Here is a 23,538-nt window from a genome sequence, read left to right as displayed (position 1 = left end):
GGGGATGTAATGGAGTTTAGTGGGAAGGTAGGTTTAAGTGTTGGTTGGATAACATTGTTTTTAATGGGTATTGACTTATTTGTAGTATCTCCTTTACTACCGTTCATTTCGGAAGCCTATAATGTTAGTTCAGCGATGACTGGATGGATGGTAACAGTTTTTGCAGTCACATATGCTTTTTCCGCTCCTTTCTTTGGATGGCTTTCAGATAAAAATGGACGGAGACCATTAATTACATTTGGCTTATTGTTGTTCGTTATTTCTAACATACTAACTGCTTTTGCTCCTTCATTTTTTTGGTTAATTGTTAGTCGTATTTTAGCTGGTTTATCCGTTGCTTCAATTACTCCTTTGATTTACGCAATCATTGGAGATGCTGCACCACCAAATCGGACAGGGACATGGCTTTCGATTGTTGTTTCAGGACACTTAACAGCTCTTTGGGCAGGAGCTCCATTCGGTATGTTATTAGAGCATTTTCTCGGTTGGCGTTCAGTATTTGTTATAATGGCTGTTATAGGAGCTATATTGGCAGTAGTAAATTTCAACACCTGGAAATATGTTCCTAGAATCTATTTAACAAGGAATCTATTTGAAGGAAATTTGCTAAGAATACTTGGTTCGGTAAGTGTTACAACCTTTTGGGCGATTTCAATGTATGCTCTTTATGTTTACTTAGGAGCTTCTCTTTATTCTGAAAATAGATTCTCATCAACAGAAATCGCATTAGCTATAACTTTTTATGGTATCGGAGCTGTTTTAGGAAGTCTTATAAGTGGACAATTAACAGATAGATTTGGAGAAAGGAATATATCGAAAGTTACGCTCATGTTCTTGACTCTAATATTTGTTTGTTTAGGTATATTCTTCACATCAGGTGATTGGATCTATTTCTTCTTGTTCTTATGGGCTTTAGTTGGGTATGCAGGATTTACTTCATACCAAGCAAGATTAGCGGTTGAATATTCAAACGAACGAGGAATTGTCATGGCGTGGAATAATACCGCTTTGTATATTGGTATTACCCTTGGCTCAATGATTGGTGGTTTTGTCATTTCTAAATGGGGATACTCTTTCCTTCCGTATGTTTGTAGCATTGCAGCAGTTCTTAGTTTTGTCCTTAGTACCCAAAAAGTCAAAGAAACAAAAAAGGCATCAGCTGTTTCAGATACATGACCTCCGAATAAAGTCTTTTTGTTGAACTAACGGGTGCTTAATAAAAAATCAATATCAAAGCAAAATGAGCCAGGAGGAAATATCCTAGCTCATTTTTTATGTGTATTTAAAATCAACCTTTACCTTTAACATAGCTAATTAATTTAACTGTTTGGTCATTAAAAGGTGGGGAATACCATCCTCCATGAAAGGATCGGAGGCTGTGTGATAACCAAGTTTCGCGTAGAAGCCCTCGGCGTGCGTTTGACCGTGAAGCTTAACCTTAGAAAGACTCATATCCTTCGCTATTTCCTCTAGGGAATGGATAATGACTTTTCCTAATCCGAGTTTACGGAATGGCTCTAAAATGCAGATGCGTTCTAGCTTTCCTACTCCATCGACCGCTCGAATACGACCCGTGCCTACTGCTTTATGATCGATAGACACTAAAATATGCTGGCACTGCCCATCCCACTGATCAAATTCATCAAATTCATCCTCTAAAGGGACACCCTGTTCTTCAACAAACACACTTTTTCTGATGTCAAAAGCTTCTTGTAATGAAGCATCAGATGCAATCTTTTCTATGTACATTATCATCATTCCTTTATAAATCAATATAAATCTATTATTTCATAAATTGAATCTATTTCCCAATTCGAGTTTTCAGTTAACGCTGTTTTTAAGAAGGTTTTTAACCTACGAATAGCGCATACTAAATTTAATCGTGAAAGTATTCTTCTTACAAGGAAGTGGAAGCTTAGTTGTTCACTAACCCTAAATATTACTAGATAAGGCTGCCAACTTCTTCAGGCAGCTTTTTCATTTTGATTGGGGATTGCGGGAAATTGGACTTAAACGGCGTTAAACACAATGGAAGTCTTTGGGGATAAGGAAGGTATTTTGCACATAAACAAAGAATTATTAAAACTAGGGGGTGAAAGCTCTGTATTTAATTGTCGCGCTAATAATAGTAATAACCTTTATAGTTTCAACTTTCTTATCCTTGTTTGTGTTAAAAAGGTGGGGTCGACGGAAGGCAATGCTGACAAGCTGTATAGTAAATGTGTGCTTTTTAGGAATAGCCGCGGCTAATTTGTATGCAATGGATGCTAAGGTATTTGTGAAGCTCACAAATAGCTCTTTAATTATCCTGTTATCCGTACCTATTCTCACATGGATCAATTGCTTCGTAATCATGCAAAAAAGTAAAAGATAGTAGTATTTTTATCATTATTTCAGAGCAATGGATAGACAGGAAGGGGGAGATATTTAGTTGAATGAAATTGTAGAAAACCAAATAGACATACATATTTTTAAGTTACTAGAGCTTGCCACGTCAACGGACAAAGTAATAGAAGAATATAATGCTTATCAACAAATAGAAACAAGAATGCTTTATGGCTGGAAAACCAATGACGTCTATGTTGCATGTATAGGAATAGAAATGATAGAGAGACATCATGCAGAAATAAAGCATATAGCAGTTACCCCAGATAGTCGAAAACAAAAGCTAGGAAGCAGGATGCTAGATTATGTCGTGCAGGAGTTAGGGCTTCATCGATTAACCGCGGAAACAGACTGTGAATCGGTAGGTTTTTATCGGCGATGTGGATTTACTGTTTCGAGTCTTGGTGAAAAGTATCCTGGGGTAGAGCGGTTCTTGTGTGTGTGGGAAGAAAAGATCCTTGTTCATCAAACGAGATAGTGTGTCTAAGCATAATAAACGTATGAAGCAGGAGACAAAAACCAATATACAATCAAGTTAAATAACGGAGGAAAGCTAATGTTTTTTGAAATGACGGTCCAGATAAGAGTATCCGATTTCCAAAAAGGTCTTCAATGGTATAAAACGTTATTAAAAAGAGAGGCAGAGCTTATTCCACATGATGGGTTTGTGGAATGGGAAGTAATCTCAGGATGTTGGCTTCAACTTTCAGTAGGCGTTCCAGCAAAGGGGAGCGGTCCATTGCGTTTAGCTGTGAAGGATTTGGAAGCAGAACGTGAACGAGTGATGAAGGAACTTTGTGTAGAATACTTCGAAATTCACTCGAGGGAAGAAGTTGGGGCCAAATGGGCTACTTTTATGGATCCATGGGAAAACCAAATTGGCTTTTTTGAATACATGGATAAACAGGAAGAAAAAGAGCGAATACAGTTGTTGAATAAGAATCAAAGTAATTAATAGCTCGTCTTAAGGAAGAGGGATTTTTTAAATGAACATTAGTATTGAAAGGCTAAAGATGGAGGATATAGAAGAGCTATATCTTTTTGAATCCAAAAACAGGACTTATTTTGAACAGACCGTACCTTCAAGGGGTGGAGATTACTATCACCACGAAATATTTATGAGGAAGAATATTGCTTTGTTAGAGGAACAAGCAAGGGGAGAATCCTATTTTTTTCTCATCAAGGAATCCGAATCTATAATAGGGCGTATTAATTTAATAGATATTGACAAACAACAAAAAAAGGCGGATTTGGGCTACAGAATTGGAGCAGAGCACACAGGGAAAGGGATTGCTAGTCTAGCAGTAGCAGTGTTGCTACAAACCATTTCATGGGAAGAAATTAATCAAGTGAATGCTAAAACCACAGCTAATAACATCGCTTCACAAAAGGTTTTAGAGAAAAACGGATTTCAAAAGGTCCAAGCTAAGGAATTTTACATAGCCGGAGAAAGTATAGAGTTCGTTCATTATACGTTAATAGGTGGACATATTTGATTCCCGATCAGCGCTAAGCAATCTATACATAATAACTTTTACAGATCAGTAGCTTAACGCACCTACAATTAATAGTGAAGTCAGTTCCTAGTGTAATCCTCAAATAATATAAAAAAATATAAAAATCCTTTCACCCTCTTATATAAAAGAATGAAAGGATTTTCTTAGTTTAGAAGAGGGACTCATGCCTCATAGATCATCTTTTTTGTCATGCCGCCGTCAACTGTTACATTTGTGCCTGTTACAAAGTTGTTAGCAGGATCCGTCAAATATAGACAGGCCTTAGCGATATCACTTGGTTTTCCTACACGACCCGAGAAATGCTGAGCATGGTCTACCTCCCGGAGGTCATTATAATCCCCAGTTTCAATCCATCCGGGAGATATACAATTAACTGTAATATTGTCCTTAGCTAATGAACTTGCTAAGGAATGGGTCAGTGAAATAATGCCGCCTTTAGTAGCAGCATAGGACTCGGAGTTGGGCTCGGACATAAAAGCTCTTGTAGAAGCCATCGATACGATGGAGCCACCGAACTCATTAGTTCTCATAATTTTGGCTGCTTCACGACTACAAAGGAAAACACTTCGTAAATTTGTATGAATGACGTCATCCCACTCATCCAACGATAAGTCGTAAAGCGAGCTCGGTTGAAATTTCCCTGCATTGTTAATCAGTATGTCAATCGTTCCGAATTCTTTAGTAGTTTGTTCCATTAGATTTATAACGTCTTTTTCCACTCGGACATCCGTTTTTATAAAAAGACAAGAGTACCCCTGCTGTAAAAGAGATTCCTCCGTTTCTCTACCAAGCGATTCATTGCTATCAGCTAAAATCACGTGAGCACCGTTCTCTGCGTAAACTTGCGCAACTCCTCTGCCAATACCCTGAGCTGCTCCAGTAATGATTACTACCTTGTCATCAAACATTTTAATGCCGCCTTCCTATGTTTTTTTATTGTTTAGGAAATTATAAAATTGTGAACCTGTCGGTAAATTGATGTCTAGCTTCATCGCCTTGCCCCTCGGGGTCAAATGGATAAAAGCTCCGGTGGCTGTGGAAATGCCTCCTCGCTTTTTCCCATTTGCCTGTCGGGGCAGAGACAGGCGATTGCGCTTTTCTTGATGTCTAGCTTCATCGCCTTGCCCCTCGGGTCAAATGGATAAAAGCTCCGGTGGCTGAGGAACTGCCTCCTCGCTTTTTCCCATTTGCCTGTCGGGGCAGAGACAGGCGATTGCGCTTTTCTTGTTAAATGTATCATAGTTATAATTTCTTGTACGAACACAATTGATATTATTTAATAAAATATTTCTGTTTCCGAATTATTTTGTTTTTCCATCTTTCGTAATGTTCAAACATTTGCTAAACTAGTAAAGTCTTAATTTGTAATATGGGGGAAATATAGTGAAAGTATTCTTGGAGTTGGGCTGGTATTTTAAACAAAGGAAAAAGCAATATTTATTTGGCGTTTTAATGCTTCTATTTGTTGCATTTTTGCAGCTTTTTCCACCAAAGATTATTGGGTTAGTAGTAGACGAGATTCATGCGGGGACACTTACTAACGAGTTTTTATTTAAATGGCTTACTATTTTAGCCTTAGCAGCAATAGGGATGTATGTTCTACGTTATTACTGGCGTATTATGATTTTTGGTTCTTCTATTTATCTCGCTAGGTTATTGAGAGAAAAGCTATTTAATCATTTCACCAAAATGGCTCCTTCCTTTTACCAGAAAAAACGGGTTGGAGATTTAATGGCACATGCGACAAACGATTTGTCTGCAGTGCAACAGACGGCTGGATCAGGTGTTTTAACCTTGGTGGATTCCTTGGCAACGGGGGGCTTTGTTATAGCTGCAATGGCAATTACAATTAACTGGAAGCTTACCATCATTGCCTTACTGCCATTACCGTTAATGGCCATTTCTACTAGTTATTATGGAAAGCTGCTCCACCAACGTTTCCGTTTTGCACAGGAGGCTTTTTCTAGTTTAAATGATAAAGCTCAAGAAAGTATTTCCGGGGTAAAAGTCATTAAAACATTCGGACAAGAAAAAGAGGATACAGACGATTTTGTTAATCTATCAAAGGAAGTTGTCGCTAAAAATATGCATGTAGCCAAGGTAGATTCTCTATTTGACCCAACGATTTCTTTAGTCGTGGGAATGTGTTTCTTCTTGTCTATTGTGTTTGGAACACGTTTTATATTAGCTGATGAGATGAGTATTGGAGACCTATTTGCTTTTACATCCTATTTAGGATTACTAGTTTGGCCGATGCTAGCATTTGGCTATCTATTTAATATTGTAGAGCGTGGAAGAGCTTCCTATGATCGAATAAGAAATATATTAGAGGAAGAAATTGAGATCGATGACCATGCAGGAGCACTGAATGTAAAGCCTAAAGGTGATATTCAATTTAATATTGAAGATTTCAAATTTACTGGTGACGATCGTGTTGCTTTGCACAATATCCAATTTACCCTAAAGCAAGGTGAAACATTAGGAATTGTAGGGAAGACTGGCTCTGGGAAAACAGCAATTTTAAAATTGTTAATGAGAGAGTTTGAGGGGTATCGCGGTACTATTATGTATGGCGACCATTCCATAGTTGCCTATAAGAAGAGAGCTTTGAGAGAGGCGATTGGTTATGTTCCTCAAGATCACTTCCTATTCTCTACGACCGTTGCTGGTAATATAGCGTTCGCAAATGCAGATGCAACGATGGATGAAATCTATGAAGCAGCAAGATTGGCCAATATCCACGAAGATATCCTTCAATTTACGGACGGCTATAACACGATAGTAGGAGAGCGGGGAGTATCGTTATCAGGTGGACAGAAGCAGCGTATTTCTATTGCCCGTGCCTTGATGATGAAGCCAGAATTACTAATACTCGATGATTCTCTTTCAGCTGTTGATGCGAGAACAGAGGAAGCAATATTAGAATCATTGAAGAAAAGTCGTACAGATGAAACGACTATTATTACTTCCCATCGTTTAAGTGCCATTGCGCATGCTCATCAGATTATTGTGATGAATGAAGGCACTATTATAGAAAAAGGGACGCATGAAGAGCTAATGGAGCTAAAAGGAATGTATTATGAAATGTATCAATTACAGCAATTAGAGAATCTTGTGGAAAAAGGGAGGGACGTCTGATGAATGAAAAACAGCCAACACTTACAGGGAAAGATCAATGGCTAGTTCTTAAAAGACTGCTAACCTACTTAAAACCACATAAAAAAATGATTGCTTTTGCATTGTTTTTATTAATATTAACGGTTACTGGAGATATCCTTGGACCATATTTAATAAAAACGTTTATGGATAATTATTTAACACCTAGAGAATTTCCTACTGGACCACTCGTTGGTCTGGCATTGGGATATATATTTATCCAAATTGGAAATGTTCTCGTAAGTTACTTCCAGTTGTTAAAGTTCCAAGAGATTGCATTAAAAATCATTCAACAGATGCGTATTGATGTCTTTTCGAAAGTCCATCGCCTAGGAATGCGTTATTTCGATAAGACTCCTGCAGGTAGCATCGTCTCTAGGGTTACCAATGATACCGAGGCAATTAAGGATATGTTTGTTAGTGTATTAGTAGGCTTTGTACAAAGTGGGTTCCTAGTTATTGGAGTCTATATTGCTATGTTCTTATTGAACGTAAAGCTTGCATTAATTACTACCATTTTGTTGCCTATTTTGTTTGTCATCATCATCACCTACCGTCGATACAGCTCGGTAGTTTACCAGGACTTGAGAGAACGACTAAGTCAGTTGAATGCGAAGCTGGCAGAGTCTTTACAAGGGATGACTATGATTCAAGCATTTAGACAGGAAGATCGGTTGCAGGATGAGTTCAATGATATCAACGAATCACATTGGAAGGCTGGAAGAAGAAATATAAAACTAGACAGCCTGTTACTGCGACCAGCAATCGATATGGTATATGCTTTAGCAATTATTATTCTCCTCAGCTATTTTGGAGTCACTTCCATGGATAATATCGTGGAGGTTGGGGTGATCTATGCTTTTGTTACTTATATAGATAGATTTTTTGAGCCAATCAACCAAGTGATGCAAAGGTTATCGATTTTTCAATTAGCCATTGTTGCTGCCTCTAGGGTATTTAAGCTGTTAGACGAGAGTGATTTGGCGCCTACACAGAAAAACGTGGAAACAGCTACGATTGACAAAGGGAAAATAGAGTTTCAAAATGTTACTTTTTCCTATGATGGAAAAACGGATGTCTTAAAGAATATCTCATTTACTGCTGAGCCAGGCCAAACTGTAGCATTAGTAGGCCATACTGGAAGCGGGAAAAGCTCAATTATAAATCTACTTATGCGTTTCTATGAATTTGAACATGGAGATATAAAAATTGACGGGTACTCTGTGAAAGATTTCCAGACTGCTGAAATTCGAAACAAGATGGGGTTAGTGCTTCAAGATCCATTCCTTTTTTATGGGGATATTGAGAGCAACATAAGACTTCACGGTCACGATTTGACTGACGAAGAAGTGAGAGAAGCAGCTGAATTCGTGCAAGCCGATAAGTTTATAGAAAAATTACCAAATGGATATAAGCAGAAAGTGTCGGAAAGAGGGTCTACGTTTTCGAGTGGTCAAAGACAGCTAATAGCGTTTGCAAGAACTATCGCAACGAATCCTAAAATCCTTGTTTTAGATGAAGCAACTGCAAATATCGATACTGAGACTGAGGTTGCCATCCAAAGCAGCTTAGAAAAAATGCGTAAAGGAAGAACGACTATTGCTATTGCGCATCGTCTAAGTACAATTCAAGATGCAGAATTGATCCTCGTTCTTCACCATGGGGAAATAGTAGAAAGAGGCACGCATCAGCAATTATTGAATGAGAAAGGTCTATATCACAAAATGTACCTGCTTCAAAATGGGGTAGTCGAGGATATAGCATAAAAAATTCAAAAAGCTGTCACAAGCTTTAATAGGGTAAAAGTAAAGGAAATTTGATACGATAGGAACAGTAATTTGGAAAGGAAGACTGCCGTGAGTACAGATCTTAACTTACTACTGGCGTTCGGTGCTGGGTTTTTAAGCTTTATTTCCCCATGCACTTTACCGTTGTATCCTGCATTTTTATCCTATATAACTGGTATGTCACTAGAAGAAATTAAAACAGATAAAAAGCTAATGCAAAAAAGAGGCATGCTACATACATTATTTTTCTTGCTTGGTTTCTCAGCTATATTTATCGCATTAGGGTTTGCCACATCGTTAATTGGTACATTTTTTATCCAGTATGATGACTTAATCCGTCAAGTTGGTGCAATTTTTATTGTTGTATTTGGATTAATAGTCGTTGGAGTTTTTAAACCGGAATTTTTAATGAAAGAAAAAAAATTACATTTTAAAAACAGACCATCTGGGTACCTAGGGACTTTTTTAATAGGTATGGCTTTTGCAGCAGGTTGGCAGCCTTGTACTGGTCCGATTCTAGCGTCTGTATTATTACTAGCTGGATCTAATCCTGGTTCAGGCGTCTGGTATATGCTTGCATATGTTCTAGGCTTTGCAATCCCATTCTTTGTTCTGTCCTTCTTTATCACTAGATTGAACTGGATTCGTAAAAATAGTAATCTGATTGTTAAAGTCGGTGGCTATATTATGATTGCTTTAGGGATTCTATTGTTTTTCGACGGATTAACTTATATAATTCGTATATTAAGCCCTATTTTTGGAGACTTTACTGGATTTTAAATAAGGAGGCAACGATATGCCGACAGTTTTAGTAGTGGATGACGCAGTATTCATGCGTACAACGATTAAACGAATGCTAGATGATCATCCATTTGAGATAGTGGGCGAAGCCGCTAATGGGCTTGAGGCTATCGAGCAATATAGAAAGTTAAAACCAGATGTAGTCACAATGGATGTTACTATGCCAACGATGACGGGACTCGAAGCAGTAAAGCATATTATTGCAGAATTTCCAGAAGCCAGGATAGTAATGATTACTGCACTTGGGCAGCAAAAGCTTATTGTCGATGCGTTGGAATACGGAGCAAAGGATTTCATCACTAAACCGTTTGATCCGGACCAACTCATCAATGTGTTACGCAATGTAACAGACATATATTAAATCTACAAAATGAAGAAACTAAAAGATATGGGGAATACCAATGTTAGAAAATATTCCGGCCAATGTTATGATTATTGTCTCAACAGTCATTGCGCTAGGTATGGGGATTCTAGTAACAACCTTACGGGCAAAATCAGCAAAAAAACCAGCAAGTGCTAAAAAAATATTATTGCCCCCTTTGTTTATGTCAACCGGGGCATTAATGTTTGTGTTTCCCTTCTTTCGAGTAACATTAGCGCAAATAGGTGAAGCTTTGTTAATCGGAATGTTATTTTCTATTGTTCTGATATGGACATCTAAGTTTGAGCATAAAGATGGAGAAATCTATCTGAAACAGTCAAAAGCATTCATCTTCATATTAATCGGGCTTTTAATCATTCGTTTAGTTGGTAAGATTGTTCTTAGTTCTACAATTGATGTGGGAGCATTAAGTGGAATGTTTTGGATTTTAGCATTTGGGATGATTGTCCCTTGGAGAATTGCAATGTTCATACAGTTTAAGAAAATGCAAAAACAGCCAATATAAAAACGAGCATCCTTTTTACGGGGTGCTCGTTTTTTTTCGATCCTCTGACAAAGCAAAATACTTTTCAAATGGTGAAACATCTACTTCCATTTCCTTGAGTTTCTTACGTAAAAACTTATGATCTCTTTTAGGAGTAGCGATGATATAGCCACGTATCAACAGTTCCTGTGTGATAGCCTTGGCATTTTCTTTTAAAGCAATTTCTCCAATTTTCCCAGCTATTTTTTGTTTTGCAACAGGTCTGAATAAATCAGGTACTGGAGTAACTAGCTCATTTAATAAAGCTTTTTGTTCATCGTTCCATAGGTGTATCGTTTTATCTACATAATATTCTTCCCAGTCGAGATCAGATTTACCATCTCTTTTAGGCATCGATTTGAGGAACTTTCGGAACATGAAAAATCCGCCTATTCCCATCAAAGACACTAAGACAACAACCCAAAAAAGTATAAACCACATAAACCATCCTTCTAACAATCTCTTCACCTCATTCTTCTATCTATTAGTATAAGGTGTTTGAAATAATTTTTCATCAGGAATGTATCCTTTCGAGTAAAAACTTTCTATATAGAGAGTGAAGGGAGGTGATTCAGATGGCTAATTTAGAACACAAGCATTCCGTATTAAGAATTACTTTTGAAGCTGGTATGGGTGAAAATGGTAAGTTAAAAACAAAGTCAAAAACGTATCGAAATGTAAAAGCTAGTGCTACTGCAGACCAATTAGAAGCTGCGGTAATAATTCTCTCAGGCTTATCCGCAAGTCCATTTATCATAGCAGAGAAAGTACAAACATCTAATTTAAACTAAAAATAGGGAGGGTAAAACATGGCTAAAACATTACAACTTCAATTTGAAACAGATAATGGGAAGGAATTGACCTTATCAGTAGACGAGCCTCGCGAAAATCTAACTCGTGAGGAAATAGAAGCAGGGATGCAATCACTCATTAACAGCAACACTTTTCATGTAGATAGCTTTAGTCTAAGCGGTATTAAAGGTGCTAAAGTTGTGGAACGTAATGTCAATTCTATAATCTAACATGGTTAGGGGGGTATTAAGAGAGAACTGCTCTTAATACCTTTTCAATTTTGAACCGGAGATTGGAAAAATAGCAGAGAGCATGTTTGAAAAATGGCTTGGATCTTCTAGTAAATAGTGTTATAGTCGCTTGTACTTTTGGAGAAGATGAAAAGGAGGTTATCCCTATGGACCAGTGGCTTTCAGTTATTCAAGATGTAGGCTTTCCTATTTTTGTGTCATTCTATTTAATGCACAGAGTAGAGAGCAAGCTTGAAGAAATTAAAAATGCACTGTTATCCTTGAGCAATGTATAGACACAAAACTGTTGAAATCTAAAAGACAGAGTAGTTGAACGCAATATCCACATTGGTTAAGATTAGGCTAGGATGTTATAAAGGAGTCATACAATGAAAAAAATATTGGGTATTATAATGATAAGCTTAATGGTACTAGCAGGTTGTGGAAGCAGTGACTTTAAAGCCCAAACAAACTGGGAAATAGAAGAATTTGAGTTTGACAATCAACGAGGCGAAGAAACTTCTTTAGAGGATTTAAAGGGAACGGTTTGGTTGGCTACTTTTATCTTTACGAATTGTGAAACAATTTGTCCGCCAATGACCTTTAATCTTGCAGAAATACAAGGAATGCTAAAGGATAAAGGTATAGAGGATTATAAAATTGTGGGATTCAGTGTAGACCCTGAGGTGGATACGCCGGAAGTTTTACAAGAATACTTGGACATGTTTGAAGTGCCTGATCAAAGTAACTGGGAGCTTTTAACTGGTTATTCTCAGGAATATATCTCCCAATTTGCCGAGCAATCGTTTAAAGCACTCGTTCGAAATAATCCAAATGATGACCAAGTAATTCACGGATCTCGTTTTTATTTGATCGATCAAAACGGTGTTGCAGTTAAAAATTACACCGGATTCGAAGACGTACCTAAAGAAGAAATTGTAATTGACATGGAAACATTGATTGAAGAAGGTAAATAAATTTATACTTAAAACCTATTAAAGATTCCTTGGAGTTTTTAATAGGTTTTTTTATTGCCTAATTAGAGTGAGCTTTCAGCTCAAGTTCAAATCAAACTATTTTTAACAACCACAGGCTTTTAAATTCAACAAAAAAAGAGGCTACCTCCAATTTTTGATATTAATCAAAGCTTGGGGCAGTCTCTTTTTTTAGAAATGATTTTTTAAATCCGTGTTAGCTTCATTAAAATTATTTACGCATACTTTTCAAGATTAAACTTAAAATAGCAACTAGGATAATAGCACCGATTAATGCTGGAATAATTGCCATGTCCCAAATTACTGGTCCCATATCAGGGAAAATCATTCCACCGATCCAAGCACCAATGATACCAGCGATAATGTTTCCTATAATTCCACCAGGAATATCCTTACCAAGAATTAGTCCTGCTAGCCAACCGATGATCCCACCGATGATTAAGTATAAAATTAGTCCCATTTTCTTTCATCTCCTCAAATATTTATTATTTCGATTACACTCTTTGTATAGCCAACATGAGAAGACGTTAAACCTCATACTTTTTAATTTAAATATTCCGTCTTTAGTTTCCCGGAAAATTCATGATTTACTTCTCGAATAGCATACTGAGAAACACACAAGCTAAAATAACATAATCATATTTCTCAATATAGTTTCTAAGAGTATAATGAAAAACACTAGGATAATTGGTTACCGACTTCTATAAAAGGACTTAACTATGGAATAGAAAACGATTAACACACCATTCTAATAAAAACCAAATAATAGTGATTCCATGGTGATTGCCTTAATCGCATACCAATACCGAGCGTGTCCGATTATACGAAAGGGAAACAATTAATTCACCTTTTGAAAAGTACATAGATATTAGAAGTAAAATAAGCGAAGTATAACGAGAGAAAAGAAATTAGATTGTAAGGTTGTATAGTGGGTATAAGTATAGATATATACAAAACATAGTGTAGTGGAGGTAAATAATGTTTCTTGAAAAAAACAATACAATACGTGCAGAGCTTTTTAGACTTGTAGATTCATTAAGCGAGGAGGAGTTCAATCAAAAACCTGATCAAAACTCTTGGTCACCAAAAGAGATTATGGAACACTTGGTTAAAATGGAGAATACGATTGTAAAAGGGATTAAGTCGGAGTTAGCTGATCCTAATAGTCCGCATGCGAAAAAAAAGCCGATTCAGGTTTCGACCCTTCGTTTGATCAAAGTTAAGGCACCAAAGTATACCGTGCCGAAGCCCGATTACGAGACAAAAGAGGTGATGAAAAGTCAATTACATGCAGCTAGAATGGAATTATTAAAAGTATATGCTAATAATGATTATCAAGTTTTTCAAGATAAGTCACTAAAGCATCCCTTATTCGGCAGGGTACCGCTAGTGCAATGGTTTCCATTCGTTGGTTTACATGAAAAAAGACATTTAAAGCAATTAGAGAAAACAATTAAAAAGATAAAAGGTCATAAGAATTAATTATTACTTATAATAATTTTAATGTAATTTACTTATCGCTAGAGTTAAGTTATGATTAATGGTGGAGAAAAGTTACTTGAATAGAGTCTTTTCAATAGATATTAGGAGGAATACAAATGGCAAAAGATAGCTTACACAATAGCCGTACTTCTTTCACGCTAAATGGAAAAGAATATACTTATTATCGTTTAGCTGCTTTAGAAGAAGCAGGAATCGCAAACGTATCACGTCTACCATACTCAATTAAAGTATTACTAGAGTCTGTGTTACGTCAACATGATGGATATGTAATTAAAGATGAGCACGTTGAACAATTAGCAAAATGGGGTAAAGATGCGGATCCAGAAGCAGAGGTTCCATTTAAGCCTTCTCGAGTTGTCCTACAAGATTTCACAGGAGTACCAGTAGTAGTTGATTTAGCAGCATTACGTTCTGCGATGAACGAAATGGGCGGAAATCCAGATAAAATCAACCCTGCTATTCCAGTTGACCTTGTTATCGACCACTCCGTACAAGTAGATAAATACGGTACTGCATCAGCTTTACAAGCAAACATGGATCTTGAGTTTGAACGTAATGCAGAACGCTACAATTTCTTGAAATGGGCACAAACTTCATACGATAACTTCCGTGCTGTACCTCCAGCAACTGGTATCGTTCACCAAGTTAACCTAGAGTACTTAGCACCAATCGTTCATGTGAACGAAAGTGCTGACGGAACACTAGAAACATTCCCTGATTCAGTAGTAGGTACTGATTCACATACAACAATGATCAATGGTCTTGGTGTACTTGGATGGGGTGTAGGTGGTATCGAAGCTGAAGCAGGAATGCTTGGTCAACCTTCTTATTTCCCAATCCCAGAAGTTATCGGGGTAAAATTAGTAGGAGATCTTCCAAATGGAACTACTGCAACTGACTTAGCGCTTAAAGTTACTCAAGTACTTCGTCAACGCGGTGTTGTTGGTAAATTTGTTGAGTTCTTTGGTCCTGGTGTATCTAAATTACCACTTGCTGACCGTGCAACAATCGCTAACATGGCTCCAGAATATGGTGCAACATGTGGATATTTCGCGATTGATGAAGAATCTCTTGAATACTTACGTCTAACTGGCCGTGAAGAAGAGCATATCGAAGTTGTTGAAGCTTACCTAAAAGCAAACGACATGTTCTTTGATCCAGCTTTAGAGCCTGTTTATACAGATGTAATTGAAATTGACCTTGGAGATATTCAAGCCAACCTTTCAGGACCAAAACGTCCACAAGATTTAATTCCTCTTACTGATATGAAATCTCGTTACCGTGAAAGCGTAGTAGCTCCTCAAGGTACACAAGGCTTCGGATTATCAGAGAAAGAATTTGATAAATCTGCAACTGTTAAATTTGAAGACAAAGATGTTGTTATGCCAACTGGTGCTGTGGCTATTGCTGCAATCACTTCTTGTACAAACACATCTAACCCATACGTAATGCTTGCAGCTGGTTTAGTTGCGAAAAAAGCAGTAGAAAAAGGATTGAAAGTTCCTGCTTACGTAAAAACTTCATTAGCACCAGGTTCTAAGGTTGTTACTGGTTATTTACAAGATTCAGGACTAGACAAATTCCTTGATGAAATCGGATTTAACACAGTTGGATACGGTTGTACAACATGTATCGGTAACTCTGGTCCATTATTGCCAGAAATCGAGAAAGCAATTATTGACGAAGATCTTTTCGTAACTTCAGTTCTTTCTGGTAACCGTAACTTTGAAGGCCGTGTACATCCATTAGTAAAAGCTAACTACTTAGCTTCACCACCATTAGTTGTTGCTTATGCTCTTGCTGGTACTGTTGATATCGATCTTCAAAAAGACTCATTTGGTAAAGATGCAGATGGCAATGAAGTATACTTTGCTGATATCTGGCCATCAACTGAAGAAGTTAACCAAGTGCTTTCTAAAGTAGTTACTCGTGAGCTATTCCAAAAAGAATATGCACGCGTATTTGATGAAAACGAAGCATGGAATGCAATTGAAACTTCAACTGAATCATTGTATTCATTTGATGACAAATCAACTTACATTCAAAACCCACCATTCTTCCAAGGATTATCTAAGGAGCCAGGTTCAATTGAAACACTTGCTGGACTTCGCGTAGTTGCGAAATTCGGTGACTCTATTACAACTGACCATATCTCTCCAGCAGGTGCTATCGGTAAAGATACACCAGCAGGTAAATACTTGCGTGAAAATGGCGTAGAAATTCGTGATTTCAACTCATACGGTTCACGTCGTGGTAACCATGAAGTAATGATGCGTGGTACATTCGCTAATATCCGTATCCGTAACCAAATTGCTCCTGGTACAGAAGGTGGATACACTACTTACTGGCCAACGGGCGAAATCATGTCTATCTATGATGCTGCTATGAAGTACCAAGAAGAAGGTACTGGTTTAGTAGTAATCGGCGGAAAAGATTACGGGATGGGATCATCTCGTGACTGGGCAGCAAAAGGAACAAATCTTTTAGGTATTAAAGCTGTTATTACAGAAAGCTTTGAACGTATTCACCGTTCAAATCTTGTAATGATGGGTGTTCTACCACTTAACTTCTTACCAGGAGAAAATGCTGAAACATTAGGATTAACTGGTAAAGAGGAAATCAGCATTAACATTGCTGAGGGAGTTAAACCTCGTGATATTCTGAAAGTAACAGCTAAAGCTGAAGATGGTTCTGTAAAAGAATTCAACGTGCTTGCTCGTTTCGATTCAGAGGTTGAGGTAGATTACTACCGTCATGGTGGTATCCTTCAAATGGTATTACGTAACAAAATGCTAGAAGCTTAATAAATAGATTAAAGAACCTAAATCTGAAATGATTTAGGTTCTTTTTTTTGTAATAATTATCAATATTTTCTACATAAGAACATATGTCCGTATTATAAACTAAATTATAACCATCGTGGGATTTTATGGAAATGGATACTTTCGTAGAGATAGGCGTTAACTTTAGCGGGGAAGTGAAGCAGATAAGAGATCCAACGCACGCGAAAGCTTCCACCTAGAGTAAAAATATCGAAACTGCTAATCTTTCTTTGAAAATTGACGATATAATGGTACACAAAGGTGTATAATGACGGGGCAGTTTAGTGGAAGAAGAGGTAATATAATATTCCATTTAATTGTTAAAGGAAGTGAAAAAATGTTAATGTATTATGCGATACTAATTATCGGGGTTTTGTTAGTAATAGTGGCATTATTTACATTTATTGCAATGTATAGTGGTAAAGATTACACAATATTAAATGTAGGTAAAATCCTTTTAGCCTTATTACTTGGTGTTTTATGTTTAGTGATTACTCTCCCAAGCCTTAAATATGTTGTGCTAAAGGAATATGATGTCGTTAGTGGGAAATGTGTTATCGAAATAGATTCATCAGGTCGTACTTCTGAAGCGGACTTAAAAATGCTTAATATAGATGAAGTGTTTAGTTTCAGAGATATTCCTGCACTTGATGCTTATGGAAAGTCAATTCCTTATTATTGCGAGGTGACAGTTACAAAAGACCATGAGTTTGGAGTTAGTTATAAAATATATGATGCTAAAACACGAAAGTTAATATTAACAAGCAAATAGCTTATGTTTGCTGTTATAAATGTTCTTATTCAACTAAACCAGCTAATAGTTTGTCAATATGTTTCTATTAAAACTTTAAAAAACACATGATATACTAAAAAATGGTATGACAAATAATCTTCCAAAATTTTAAATTGGAGGTTTTTGGTATATTTAAATATTTATATGTATCAGGCTAAATCTTGAAATGTGGTTTTGTTTTTTAATAAGGCAAAGATCCAATGTAATAGTTTATTAACACAAGCTATCATGGCTACTTTATAGGGTTTTCCTTCCTCACGTTTCTTATCATAAAACTCACGTAATTTCTTGTTACCGGGAATCACTATATCGTCTGTTTTAGTCTTCCGACAATCCCGTATTGCACAACGTACAGCCATAAATAAGGCATGTCTAAGCCTACTTGACCCTCGTTTCGTAATTCGATTCTTGGACGCTGAAAACTTGCCGGACTCGAATACGCTAGGGTCAACTCCAGCGAATGCTACAAACTTTTCACCGATACCGGGGGTAGATTGGATGATAGTATATTCTTCAATTTCTTTAGCGAGGGCATCTATTTCTGACTCTAATTTTGATAGATGCTCTTTGTATTGAAGAAGAATATTTATATACATATCAAGACTTAAAATATGACTCTGGTAAACTGTTTTCTGCTTAGTGAACTACGAGGTGCTTTACTTCAAAAAGGTATAAAGTCTTTATTACTGTCGAATTATTTAATAATGTATTATTAAAAGGGGAGTAATTTATGAGTGAAACAAATCGAAAGAGATTTAAATATTATTTGAGGATTTTAGTTACATTTACTATAACATTTCTTTTATGTTATATACTTAAAGCTCCCGTACAATTAGTCACTGTATTAATAATTGTATTATTATTTAATATTCTTTTAGTTGAAATGAAAATAAGAAAAGAACAAACTTATTTTTGAGTTTATTGTCGACCAACTAACGGGTACTTAACTTCAAGAAGGAGTGAGTCTATTTCTTATTGAACTTAACGGAACAGGTAGCGTTAGTAAAGAGGAAATCAAATTTAAATGAGCTAGGAAATTTCCTAGCTCATTTTTTGTCTAAAATCAACCTCAACCTTTAACATAGCCTTATTCTTTAACAATTCTCTACATGAGCTAAGTCTGGTATAGGGTACTTCACTTCCGAAAAGTTATGGATTAGCAACTCTTCTTTTATCATTTGACCTGTTCTTTTATCTATAGTCTTTCTCCAAATCTCGTTTTGACGAAAGTTTTTCCCGTTTTGTTTTAAAAATTGATGATTTCTTTCATCAATATGATAGGAATATGGCATTTCTTCTTTGGAGAAAATGGCACCCTTCAAGTGTTTATCAGTTACCCAAACCTTTATTTGAAATGAGCTAGGTGTCGGATTATAAAATCGTAAATCAACGTAATTGTAAAAAACACTGGCTCCACTACCAAAAGGAAGCGTACGTCCCGAATCAGGAAAAGGATCAAAGCTATGATGATGTCTTTCGGTAACAACAAGAGGTGTGTGTAGCACCATCCAATATAAGAGGTTTGCAAGCTGACATATCCCACCGCCAATTCCCTTCTGCACCTCTCCTCTGGAGAGCTGCATACCTTCAATATAGCCTTTTGCTTTTGTAGTTTTTCCAACAAGTCTCCAAAAAGAAACAATCTCACCAGGTTTGATGATGATTCCATCTATTTTACTAGCAGCAATCTTCAAGTTTGTTATTTTATTTTCTTGCAATTGAGGGTCGCTTTCACCTAATGTCCTTCTCAGCAATGATTGGTGTTTTTTGCAAGTGTATGGAAATGTGGTTGACAGTAACTTGCTGGTAGCTAGCTTTTGCCCATCTTTTAAATTGATTAGTGCTCTGACTAACCTTTTCTGCTGGATTCGTATGTGATAGAAGAGTGGATGGAATTCAGATAGTCTCAATTTTATTTTCCTCCCTGCTTTTTACTTGAAGTTTTTATCATGAAAAAGCAATATAAGTTATTTACTTATTTTCTCCATTCAGGCTGTATAATAGAAAAAATGAAAGCATCATGTGATTCGTTATCTTGATAAAGATAGCCTTTTAAGACACCTTCTTTTTCAAAGCCCAATTTTAAAAGTAAAGAGAATGATGCCTCGTTTTGAGGAAAGGTTACTGCTCCTATACGAAAAAGTTTTAATTCATTAAAGCAATAATCGATTACTGCTTCTACAGCTTCAGTCACAATTCCTTTTCTCCAATGGGCGGGCAATAGCTCATAGCCGATCTCCGTTCTTTTGCTATTTAAGGATAGGTTATTTAACCCTACTGTACCTATTAATTCTCCTGTTTCTTTCCAAACGATTCCCCACCGCATGGATCTTTTTTGCTCAAAGCCATTTGCAAAGGAATTTACCATTGCTGCTGCTTGGTCGACGCTAGTTAATGGGGACATTCCGTAATATTGAATGACTTCTTCATTGGAAAAAATGGAGTAAATGCTAGCCACGTGCTCTTCATTTATTTCTATTAAATTTAATCTCTCTGTCATTAATACTGGAAAATTCATTTTAATATCCCCTTTTCTAAAATTCATATAATTTAGCATAACTGTAATTATCTATCTATTCAATTAAATTTTATGTTAGGATATGTTTAAATAAACGGTTTCTTTAGGGGGGATTAGATGGAACAACCAACAATATTAGTATCTAAGCTTACACCACCGATTCCTTCTTCTAATTACATGAGAAGGTCCTCTCTAATTAAAAAGCTAAAAAGTAAAGCAGATAAAAAGGTTTGTCTTTTACATAGTGGTGCAGGATTTGGAAAAAGCTCTGCGCTTGCTCAATATTTCTACGATACAAAGGAAGCGTTTTCATGGTATTCAATATCAGAGGAGGACGATAATATTCTTCCTTTTCTACGTTATCTAGTGCATAGCATACGAAGAGTGGTTCCAACGTTCGGGAGTAGTCTACTAGAAGACAATATTCATTTCATATACCCAAAGGAAACCGAGCTGACTAGGTGGTATTCTCTATTTTGTAATGAACTAGCCCTAATTAATACACCTTTTACGATTGTCTTAGATGATTATCATTTAGTTGACCATGTATTCCATATAAATTATGTAATCGAAAAAATAATAGAATTTCTTCCTCCTACTATTAATCTCGTTATAGCTTCTCGGATTCGACCGAAGTGGACTGTGTTACTCAAGCTTAAGTTAAATGGTCAACTAGTTGAGCTAAAAGAACAGGACTTTATGTTTAGCGAGGAAGAAATTCAAGTGTTCTTTGAAGATTATCATGAAAAGTCGATTACTAACGTTGAAGCGGAAAATGTATTAAAGCTAACGGAGGGATGGGCGATTGCCATCCAATTGATTGCTGTTCAATTAGTAGAGTCTCAGAAAACGATAGCTGATCTTACTAATTTTGCGCTTAATGATTTGTTTTCCTATCTTTCTGAAGAAGTGTTTTCTAATATGTCACCAAAAGATCAGCTTTCTTTATTGAATTTCAGTATATTTCCTGTTTTTTCTGCTGAAGAAATAGATGAATTCTTTGGAAAGGAAGAATTTGCTCAGTTTGAGATGTTAACCTCTAGTCATTCTTTTATACAAAAGTTAAGTGATTCCAATACGTATAGGTTTCACGCTTTGTTTCAACAATTTCTAGAAGATAAGTGGCTCCAAACGAATTCTATCGGGTTTTATGAAACACATAAAGAAGTAGCTAATTTTTTTAAAGAGAAAAATAATATCGTCCAAGCTATATATCACGCCGTAAAATCTAAAAACGAGCAATTTTTAGCTGAGATGATTATTCCGAACGCCAACTCAATGATTTTGGCTGGTCAATTCGATTGGCTGCTGGAGTTGATGAAGGACCATTTATCTCCTTCTACTAGAGAACATTTTTATGAACTCTATTATTTTGAGGGAGAATGTCATCGATATCGAGCGTTTTATGAAAAAGCGAGGAAATCATATGAAAAGTGCTTAGCAATGGCTCAGGCAAAGCAGAATATTCTTTTCATGAGCAGAGCTAATGCAGGGATTGCCCATATTTATCTAGATACGATTCAACCAGCATTAGCAAAATCATTTTTAGAGGAAGCTATTAAATGGGCAAATGATAGTAAAGAAATATCAAATGACGAGCAGAATTCTCTAAAAAGACTCCATGCGGAGAATCTAGTTAATTTAGGCAGGTCGAAAGATGCTAGCGAGTGGGTTACAAGGGAAAAATTAGACCCATTTATTTTAAGAAAGGGTAACTTGGATGCCCGAATTTATTTAAGAACTGGAATGTTAAATGATGCTGTGCGAGTTTTAGAGCTGAGACTAGAGGATGAACTAGCAATACCTGATTCTCATCGTGAAACTGCCTTACTGCTCTCCTTCATTTACTCATTGACAGGGGACACTGAAAAAGCGAAAAAAGCAGCAAACAAAGGAATTGAAACTGGCATTAAGGAAAAATCGGGCTTTGTTGAAGCGGTGGGATGGATTAGAAAAGGTCATGCGGAAATATTACATAATCCATTTGACCTTCATACTCCTGAAGCACTTTATTTAAAAGCTGTTCAGCGAATGGAAGATTTGAATGTTTCAAGAGCTAAAGCAGAGCCTTACTTGGGACTTTCCATTTTAAAGTCCAGGCAAGGAAAATTTCAGGAAGCTATTAGTTATGGTGAAATGGGATTACGTGAAACAATCAGAAGTAATGATTATTGGTTATCTGCATATATAATGCTTGGACTGTCCATTGTTTATTATGAAAATGAAGATTTAGATAAGGCAGAAGCAAGGTGTCAGGAGGCAGCAGCATTATTTTATGAAAATGGAGATATATATGGAGAAATGACCAGTAATTATTGGCTTTCTCGTATTTATGCTGACCTTCACTTGAAAGAGTTATTTGTAAGTTCCATGGTTACATTCGCAAAAATATGTGTTGAAAATAACTTTCTTTTCTTTTTACTGAAAGAAACAGTATTTGGTCCAGTCGACTTACAGATAAATTTTCCCCTTATAAAAAAAGGCTTACTTCTAACAGAAAATAAAAATACTTTTTTACAAACGCTGAGAGAAAAATTAGTTATACGAGAGGAGATCGTCTATCCTGGATATTCTTTAAGACTTCAACTTTTAGGCTCCTTTACTTTATATATGGGAATTCATGAAGTAGAGGAAAGAAGGTGGCAAAGGGAAAAATCGAAGGAGCTTCTTACTTATTTATATTTGAATAAAAGTCGTTTTGTACCTAAAGAAGAATTAATAAGAAGCTTATGGAAAGAAAACGCCGATGAAAAATCATCTGATCGAGATTTTAAGGTTATTTTAAATGCATTGCTAAAAGTTATCGAACCAAGTAGGGAAGCTAGAGGAGAATCATATTTTATAATCCGAAAGCAATCGATGTATAGATTAAACCCAGAGGCAGTGGTGAAAAGTGATTTAGAAACTTTTTATGATTACGCAACACTCGGTATGCTTGAAAAAGATGCTTCCTTAGCATTAGAGCATCTATTGAAGGCAGTGAGACTTTATAATGGCAGCCTTCTAGAAGGAAAGCCAGCGATTGAGTGGATTTCCCATGAGCGGGAGAAAACAGAACAACAGTATATATTGGTATTAGAAAGATTAGCGCAAACGAGTACACGTTTGAAGGACTTTGAGAAGACAATTTACTGGTCACAGAAGCTTATCCACTTAGATCATACGTGGGAAGAGGCCTATCGTTTACTCATGTTTGCTTATTATCAGCTACAAAATAGAACACAGGCTGTTAAATGGTATGAACGCTGTGTAGCAACTTTGCATGAGGAGCTTCACGTAGAACCTATGCAAACGACTATTCAAATGTATGAAATGATTATTAATTATGGGTAAA

Annotated in this window: 23 protein-coding genes and 1 pseudogene; 17 read left to right on the top strand and 7 right to left on the bottom strand. The window is 36.4% G+C overall.

Features of this window, described 5'->3' with window-relative positions; all coding sequences use genetic code 11:
• Positions 1-9 precede the first annotated feature (9 nt).
• The gene (locus HF876_RS06255) at positions 10-1,176 is read left to right on the top strand and encodes an MFS transporter (RefSeq protein WP_169359211.1); all 1,167 of its coding nucleotides are present in this window, start codon (positions 10-12) and stop codon (positions 1,174-1,176) included.
• A 138-nt stretch (positions 1,177-1,314) separates the two neighbouring features.
• On the opposite strand, the gene HF876_RS06250 is transcribed toward HF876_RS06255, so the two are convergent.
• A complete protein-coding gene (locus tag HF876_RS06250) occupies positions 1,315-1,749 on the bottom strand; it encodes a GNAT family N-acetyltransferase (RefSeq protein ID WP_169359210.1) in 435 nt (144 codons plus the stop codon).
• A 682-nt stretch (positions 1,750-2,431) separates the two neighbouring features.
• Here HF876_RS06250 and HF876_RS06245 point away from each other — a divergent pair.
• The 3 genes from HF876_RS06245 to HF876_RS06235 all read left to right on the top strand — a co-directional run bounded on the left by HF876_RS06245 (position 2,432) and on the right by HF876_RS06235 (position 3,881).
• Complete coding sequence (locus HF876_RS06245) at positions 2,432-2,863, top strand: GNAT family N-acetyltransferase (protein ID WP_169359209.1); 432 nt, start codon at positions 2,432-2,434, stop codon at positions 2,861-2,863.
• Positions 2,864-2,941: 78 nt separating this feature from the next.
• On the top strand, positions 2,942-3,340 hold the full coding sequence (locus tag HF876_RS06240) for a VOC family protein (RefSeq protein ID WP_169359208.1): 399 nt from the start codon (positions 2,942-2,944) through the stop codon (positions 3,338-3,340).
• Positions 3,341-3,371: 31 nt separating this feature from the next.
• On the top strand, positions 3,372-3,881 hold the full coding sequence (locus HF876_RS06235) for a GNAT family N-acetyltransferase (RefSeq protein WP_169359207.1): 510 nt from the start codon (positions 3,372-3,374) through the stop codon (positions 3,879-3,881).
• A gap of 182 nt (positions 3,882-4,063) precedes the next feature.
• Here HF876_RS06235 and HF876_RS06230 read toward each other — a convergent pair whose 3' ends face one another.
• Entirely contained in the window at positions 4,064-4,810 is a 747-nt protein-coding gene (locus tag HF876_RS06230) for an SDR family NAD(P)-dependent oxidoreductase (RefSeq protein WP_169359206.1), read from the bottom strand.
• A gap of 475 nt (positions 4,811-5,285) precedes the next feature.
• Between HF876_RS06230 and HF876_RS06225 the strand changes: the two genes are divergently transcribed.
• The 5 genes from HF876_RS06225 (at position 5,286) to HF876_RS06205 (ending at position 10,533) form a co-directional block, all read left to right on the top strand.
• On the top strand, positions 5,286-7,040 hold the full coding sequence (locus tag HF876_RS06225; protein WP_169359205.1) for an ABC transporter transmembrane domain-containing protein: 1,755 nt from the start codon (positions 5,286-5,288) through the stop codon (positions 7,038-7,040).
• Positions 7,040-8,824, top strand: coding sequence for an ABC transporter ATP-binding protein (locus tag HF876_RS06220; RefSeq protein WP_169359204.1), 1,785 nt, complete (start codon positions 7,040-7,042; stop codon positions 8,822-8,824). Before HF876_RS06225 ends, HF876_RS06220 begins: the two co-directional genes overlap by 1 nt.
• Positions 8,825-8,914: 90 nt before the next feature.
• Positions 8,915-9,625, top strand: a complete 711-nt coding sequence (locus HF876_RS06215; RefSeq protein WP_169359203.1) for a cytochrome c biogenesis CcdA family protein — start codon at positions 8,915-8,917, stop codon at positions 9,623-9,625.
• Between the two features lie 16 nt (positions 9,626-9,641).
• Complete coding sequence (locus tag HF876_RS06210) at positions 9,642-10,007, top strand: response regulator (protein WP_169359202.1); 366 nt, start codon at positions 9,642-9,644, stop codon at positions 10,005-10,007.
• Positions 10,008-10,047: 40 nt separating this feature from the next.
• A complete protein-coding gene (locus tag HF876_RS06205) occupies positions 10,048-10,533 on the top strand; it encodes a CcdC family protein (protein WP_169359201.1) in 486 nt (161 codons plus the stop codon).
• A 15-nt stretch (positions 10,534-10,548) separates the two neighbouring features.
• Here HF876_RS06205 and HF876_RS06200 read toward each other — a convergent pair whose 3' ends face one another.
• On the bottom strand, positions 10,549-10,992 hold the full coding sequence (locus HF876_RS06200; RefSeq protein ID WP_169359200.1) for a DUF2621 domain-containing protein: 444 nt from the start codon (positions 10,990-10,992) through the stop codon (positions 10,549-10,551).
• Between the two features lie 134 nt (positions 10,993-11,126).
• On the opposite strand from HF876_RS06200, the gene HF876_RS06195 reads away from it, so the two are divergent.
• The 4 genes from HF876_RS06195 to HF876_RS06180 all read left to right on the top strand — a co-directional run bounded on the left by HF876_RS06195 (position 11,127) and on the right by HF876_RS06180 (position 12,550).
• Positions 11,127-11,342 (top strand): DUF1659 domain-containing protein, encoded by a 216-nt coding sequence (locus HF876_RS06195; protein WP_169359199.1) that lies wholly within the window; start codon positions 11,127-11,129, stop codon positions 11,340-11,342.
• 18 nt (positions 11,343-11,360) lie between these two features.
• Complete coding sequence (locus HF876_RS06190) at positions 11,361-11,573, top strand: DUF2922 domain-containing protein (RefSeq protein WP_169359198.1); 213 nt, start codon at positions 11,361-11,363, stop codon at positions 11,571-11,573.
• A gap of 167 nt (positions 11,574-11,740) precedes the next feature.
• On the top strand, positions 11,741-11,869 hold the full coding sequence (locus HF876_RS06185; protein ID WP_169359197.1) for a YvrJ family protein: 129 nt from the start codon (positions 11,741-11,743) through the stop codon (positions 11,867-11,869).
• 93 nt (positions 11,870-11,962) lie between these two features.
• Entirely contained in the window at positions 11,963-12,550 is a 588-nt protein-coding gene (locus HF876_RS06180; protein WP_169359196.1) for an SCO family protein, read from the top strand.
• Between the two features lie 229 nt (positions 12,551-12,779).
• Here the strand turns inward: HF876_RS06180 and HF876_RS06175 are convergent, their stop codons facing one another.
• Entirely contained in the window at positions 12,780-13,028 is a 249-nt protein-coding gene (locus HF876_RS06175) for a GlsB/YeaQ/YmgE family stress response membrane protein (protein WP_169359195.1), read from the bottom strand.
• Between the two features lie 518 nt (positions 13,029-13,546).
• Here HF876_RS06175 and HF876_RS06170 point away from each other — a divergent pair.
• From HF876_RS06170 to HF876_RS06160, 3 genes are all read left to right on the top strand, one after another.
• Entirely contained in the window at positions 13,547-14,050 is a 504-nt protein-coding gene (locus tag HF876_RS06170) for a DinB family protein (protein WP_169359194.1), read from the top strand.
• 116 nt (positions 14,051-14,166) lie between these two features.
• Positions 14,167-16,875: an aconitate hydratase AcnA gene (gene acnA / locus HF876_RS06165; RefSeq protein ID WP_169359193.1), complete on the top strand. Its 2,709-nt coding sequence runs from the start codon at positions 14,167-14,169 to the stop codon at positions 16,873-16,875.
• A gap of 355 nt (positions 16,876-17,230) precedes the next feature.
• Complete coding sequence (locus HF876_RS06160) at positions 17,231-17,665, top strand: hypothetical protein (RefSeq protein ID WP_169359192.1); 435 nt, start codon at positions 17,231-17,233, stop codon at positions 17,663-17,665.
• 170 nt (positions 17,666-17,835) lie between these two features.
• On the opposite strand, the pseudogene HF876_RS06155 reads toward HF876_RS06160, so the two are convergent.
• From HF876_RS06155 to HF876_RS06145, 3 genes and pseudogenes are all read right to left on the bottom strand, one after another.
• Positions 17,836-18,321 (bottom strand): annotated as a pseudogene (locus HF876_RS06155) (transposase); the annotation flags it as partial.
• Between the two features lie 459 nt (positions 18,322-18,780).
• Entirely contained in the window at positions 18,781-19,596 is an 816-nt protein-coding gene (locus tag HF876_RS06150; RefSeq protein ID WP_169359191.1) for a VanW family protein, read from the bottom strand.
• A gap of 65 nt (positions 19,597-19,661) precedes the next feature.
• Positions 19,662-20,204, bottom strand: coding sequence for a GNAT family N-acetyltransferase (locus HF876_RS06145; RefSeq protein WP_169359190.1), 543 nt, complete (start codon positions 20,202-20,204; stop codon positions 19,662-19,664).
• Between the two features lie 117 nt (positions 20,205-20,321).
• On the opposite strand from HF876_RS06145, the gene HF876_RS06140 reads away from it, so the two are divergent.
• The gene (locus tag HF876_RS06140) at positions 20,322-23,537 is read left to right on the top strand and encodes a BTAD domain-containing putative transcriptional regulator (RefSeq protein WP_169359189.1); all 3,216 of its coding nucleotides are present in this window, start codon (positions 20,322-20,324) and stop codon (positions 23,535-23,537) included.
• The last annotated feature ends 1 nt before the right edge of the window (position 23,538 follow it).

The organism is Psychrobacillus sp. BL-248-WT-3, assembly GCF_012843435.1.
Classification (GTDB): domain Bacteria; phylum Bacillota; class Bacilli; order Bacillales_A; family Planococcaceae; genus Psychrobacillus.
Note: the sequence above shows the minus strand (reverse complement) of the source record. Positions and strands in the feature narration are given on the sequence as shown.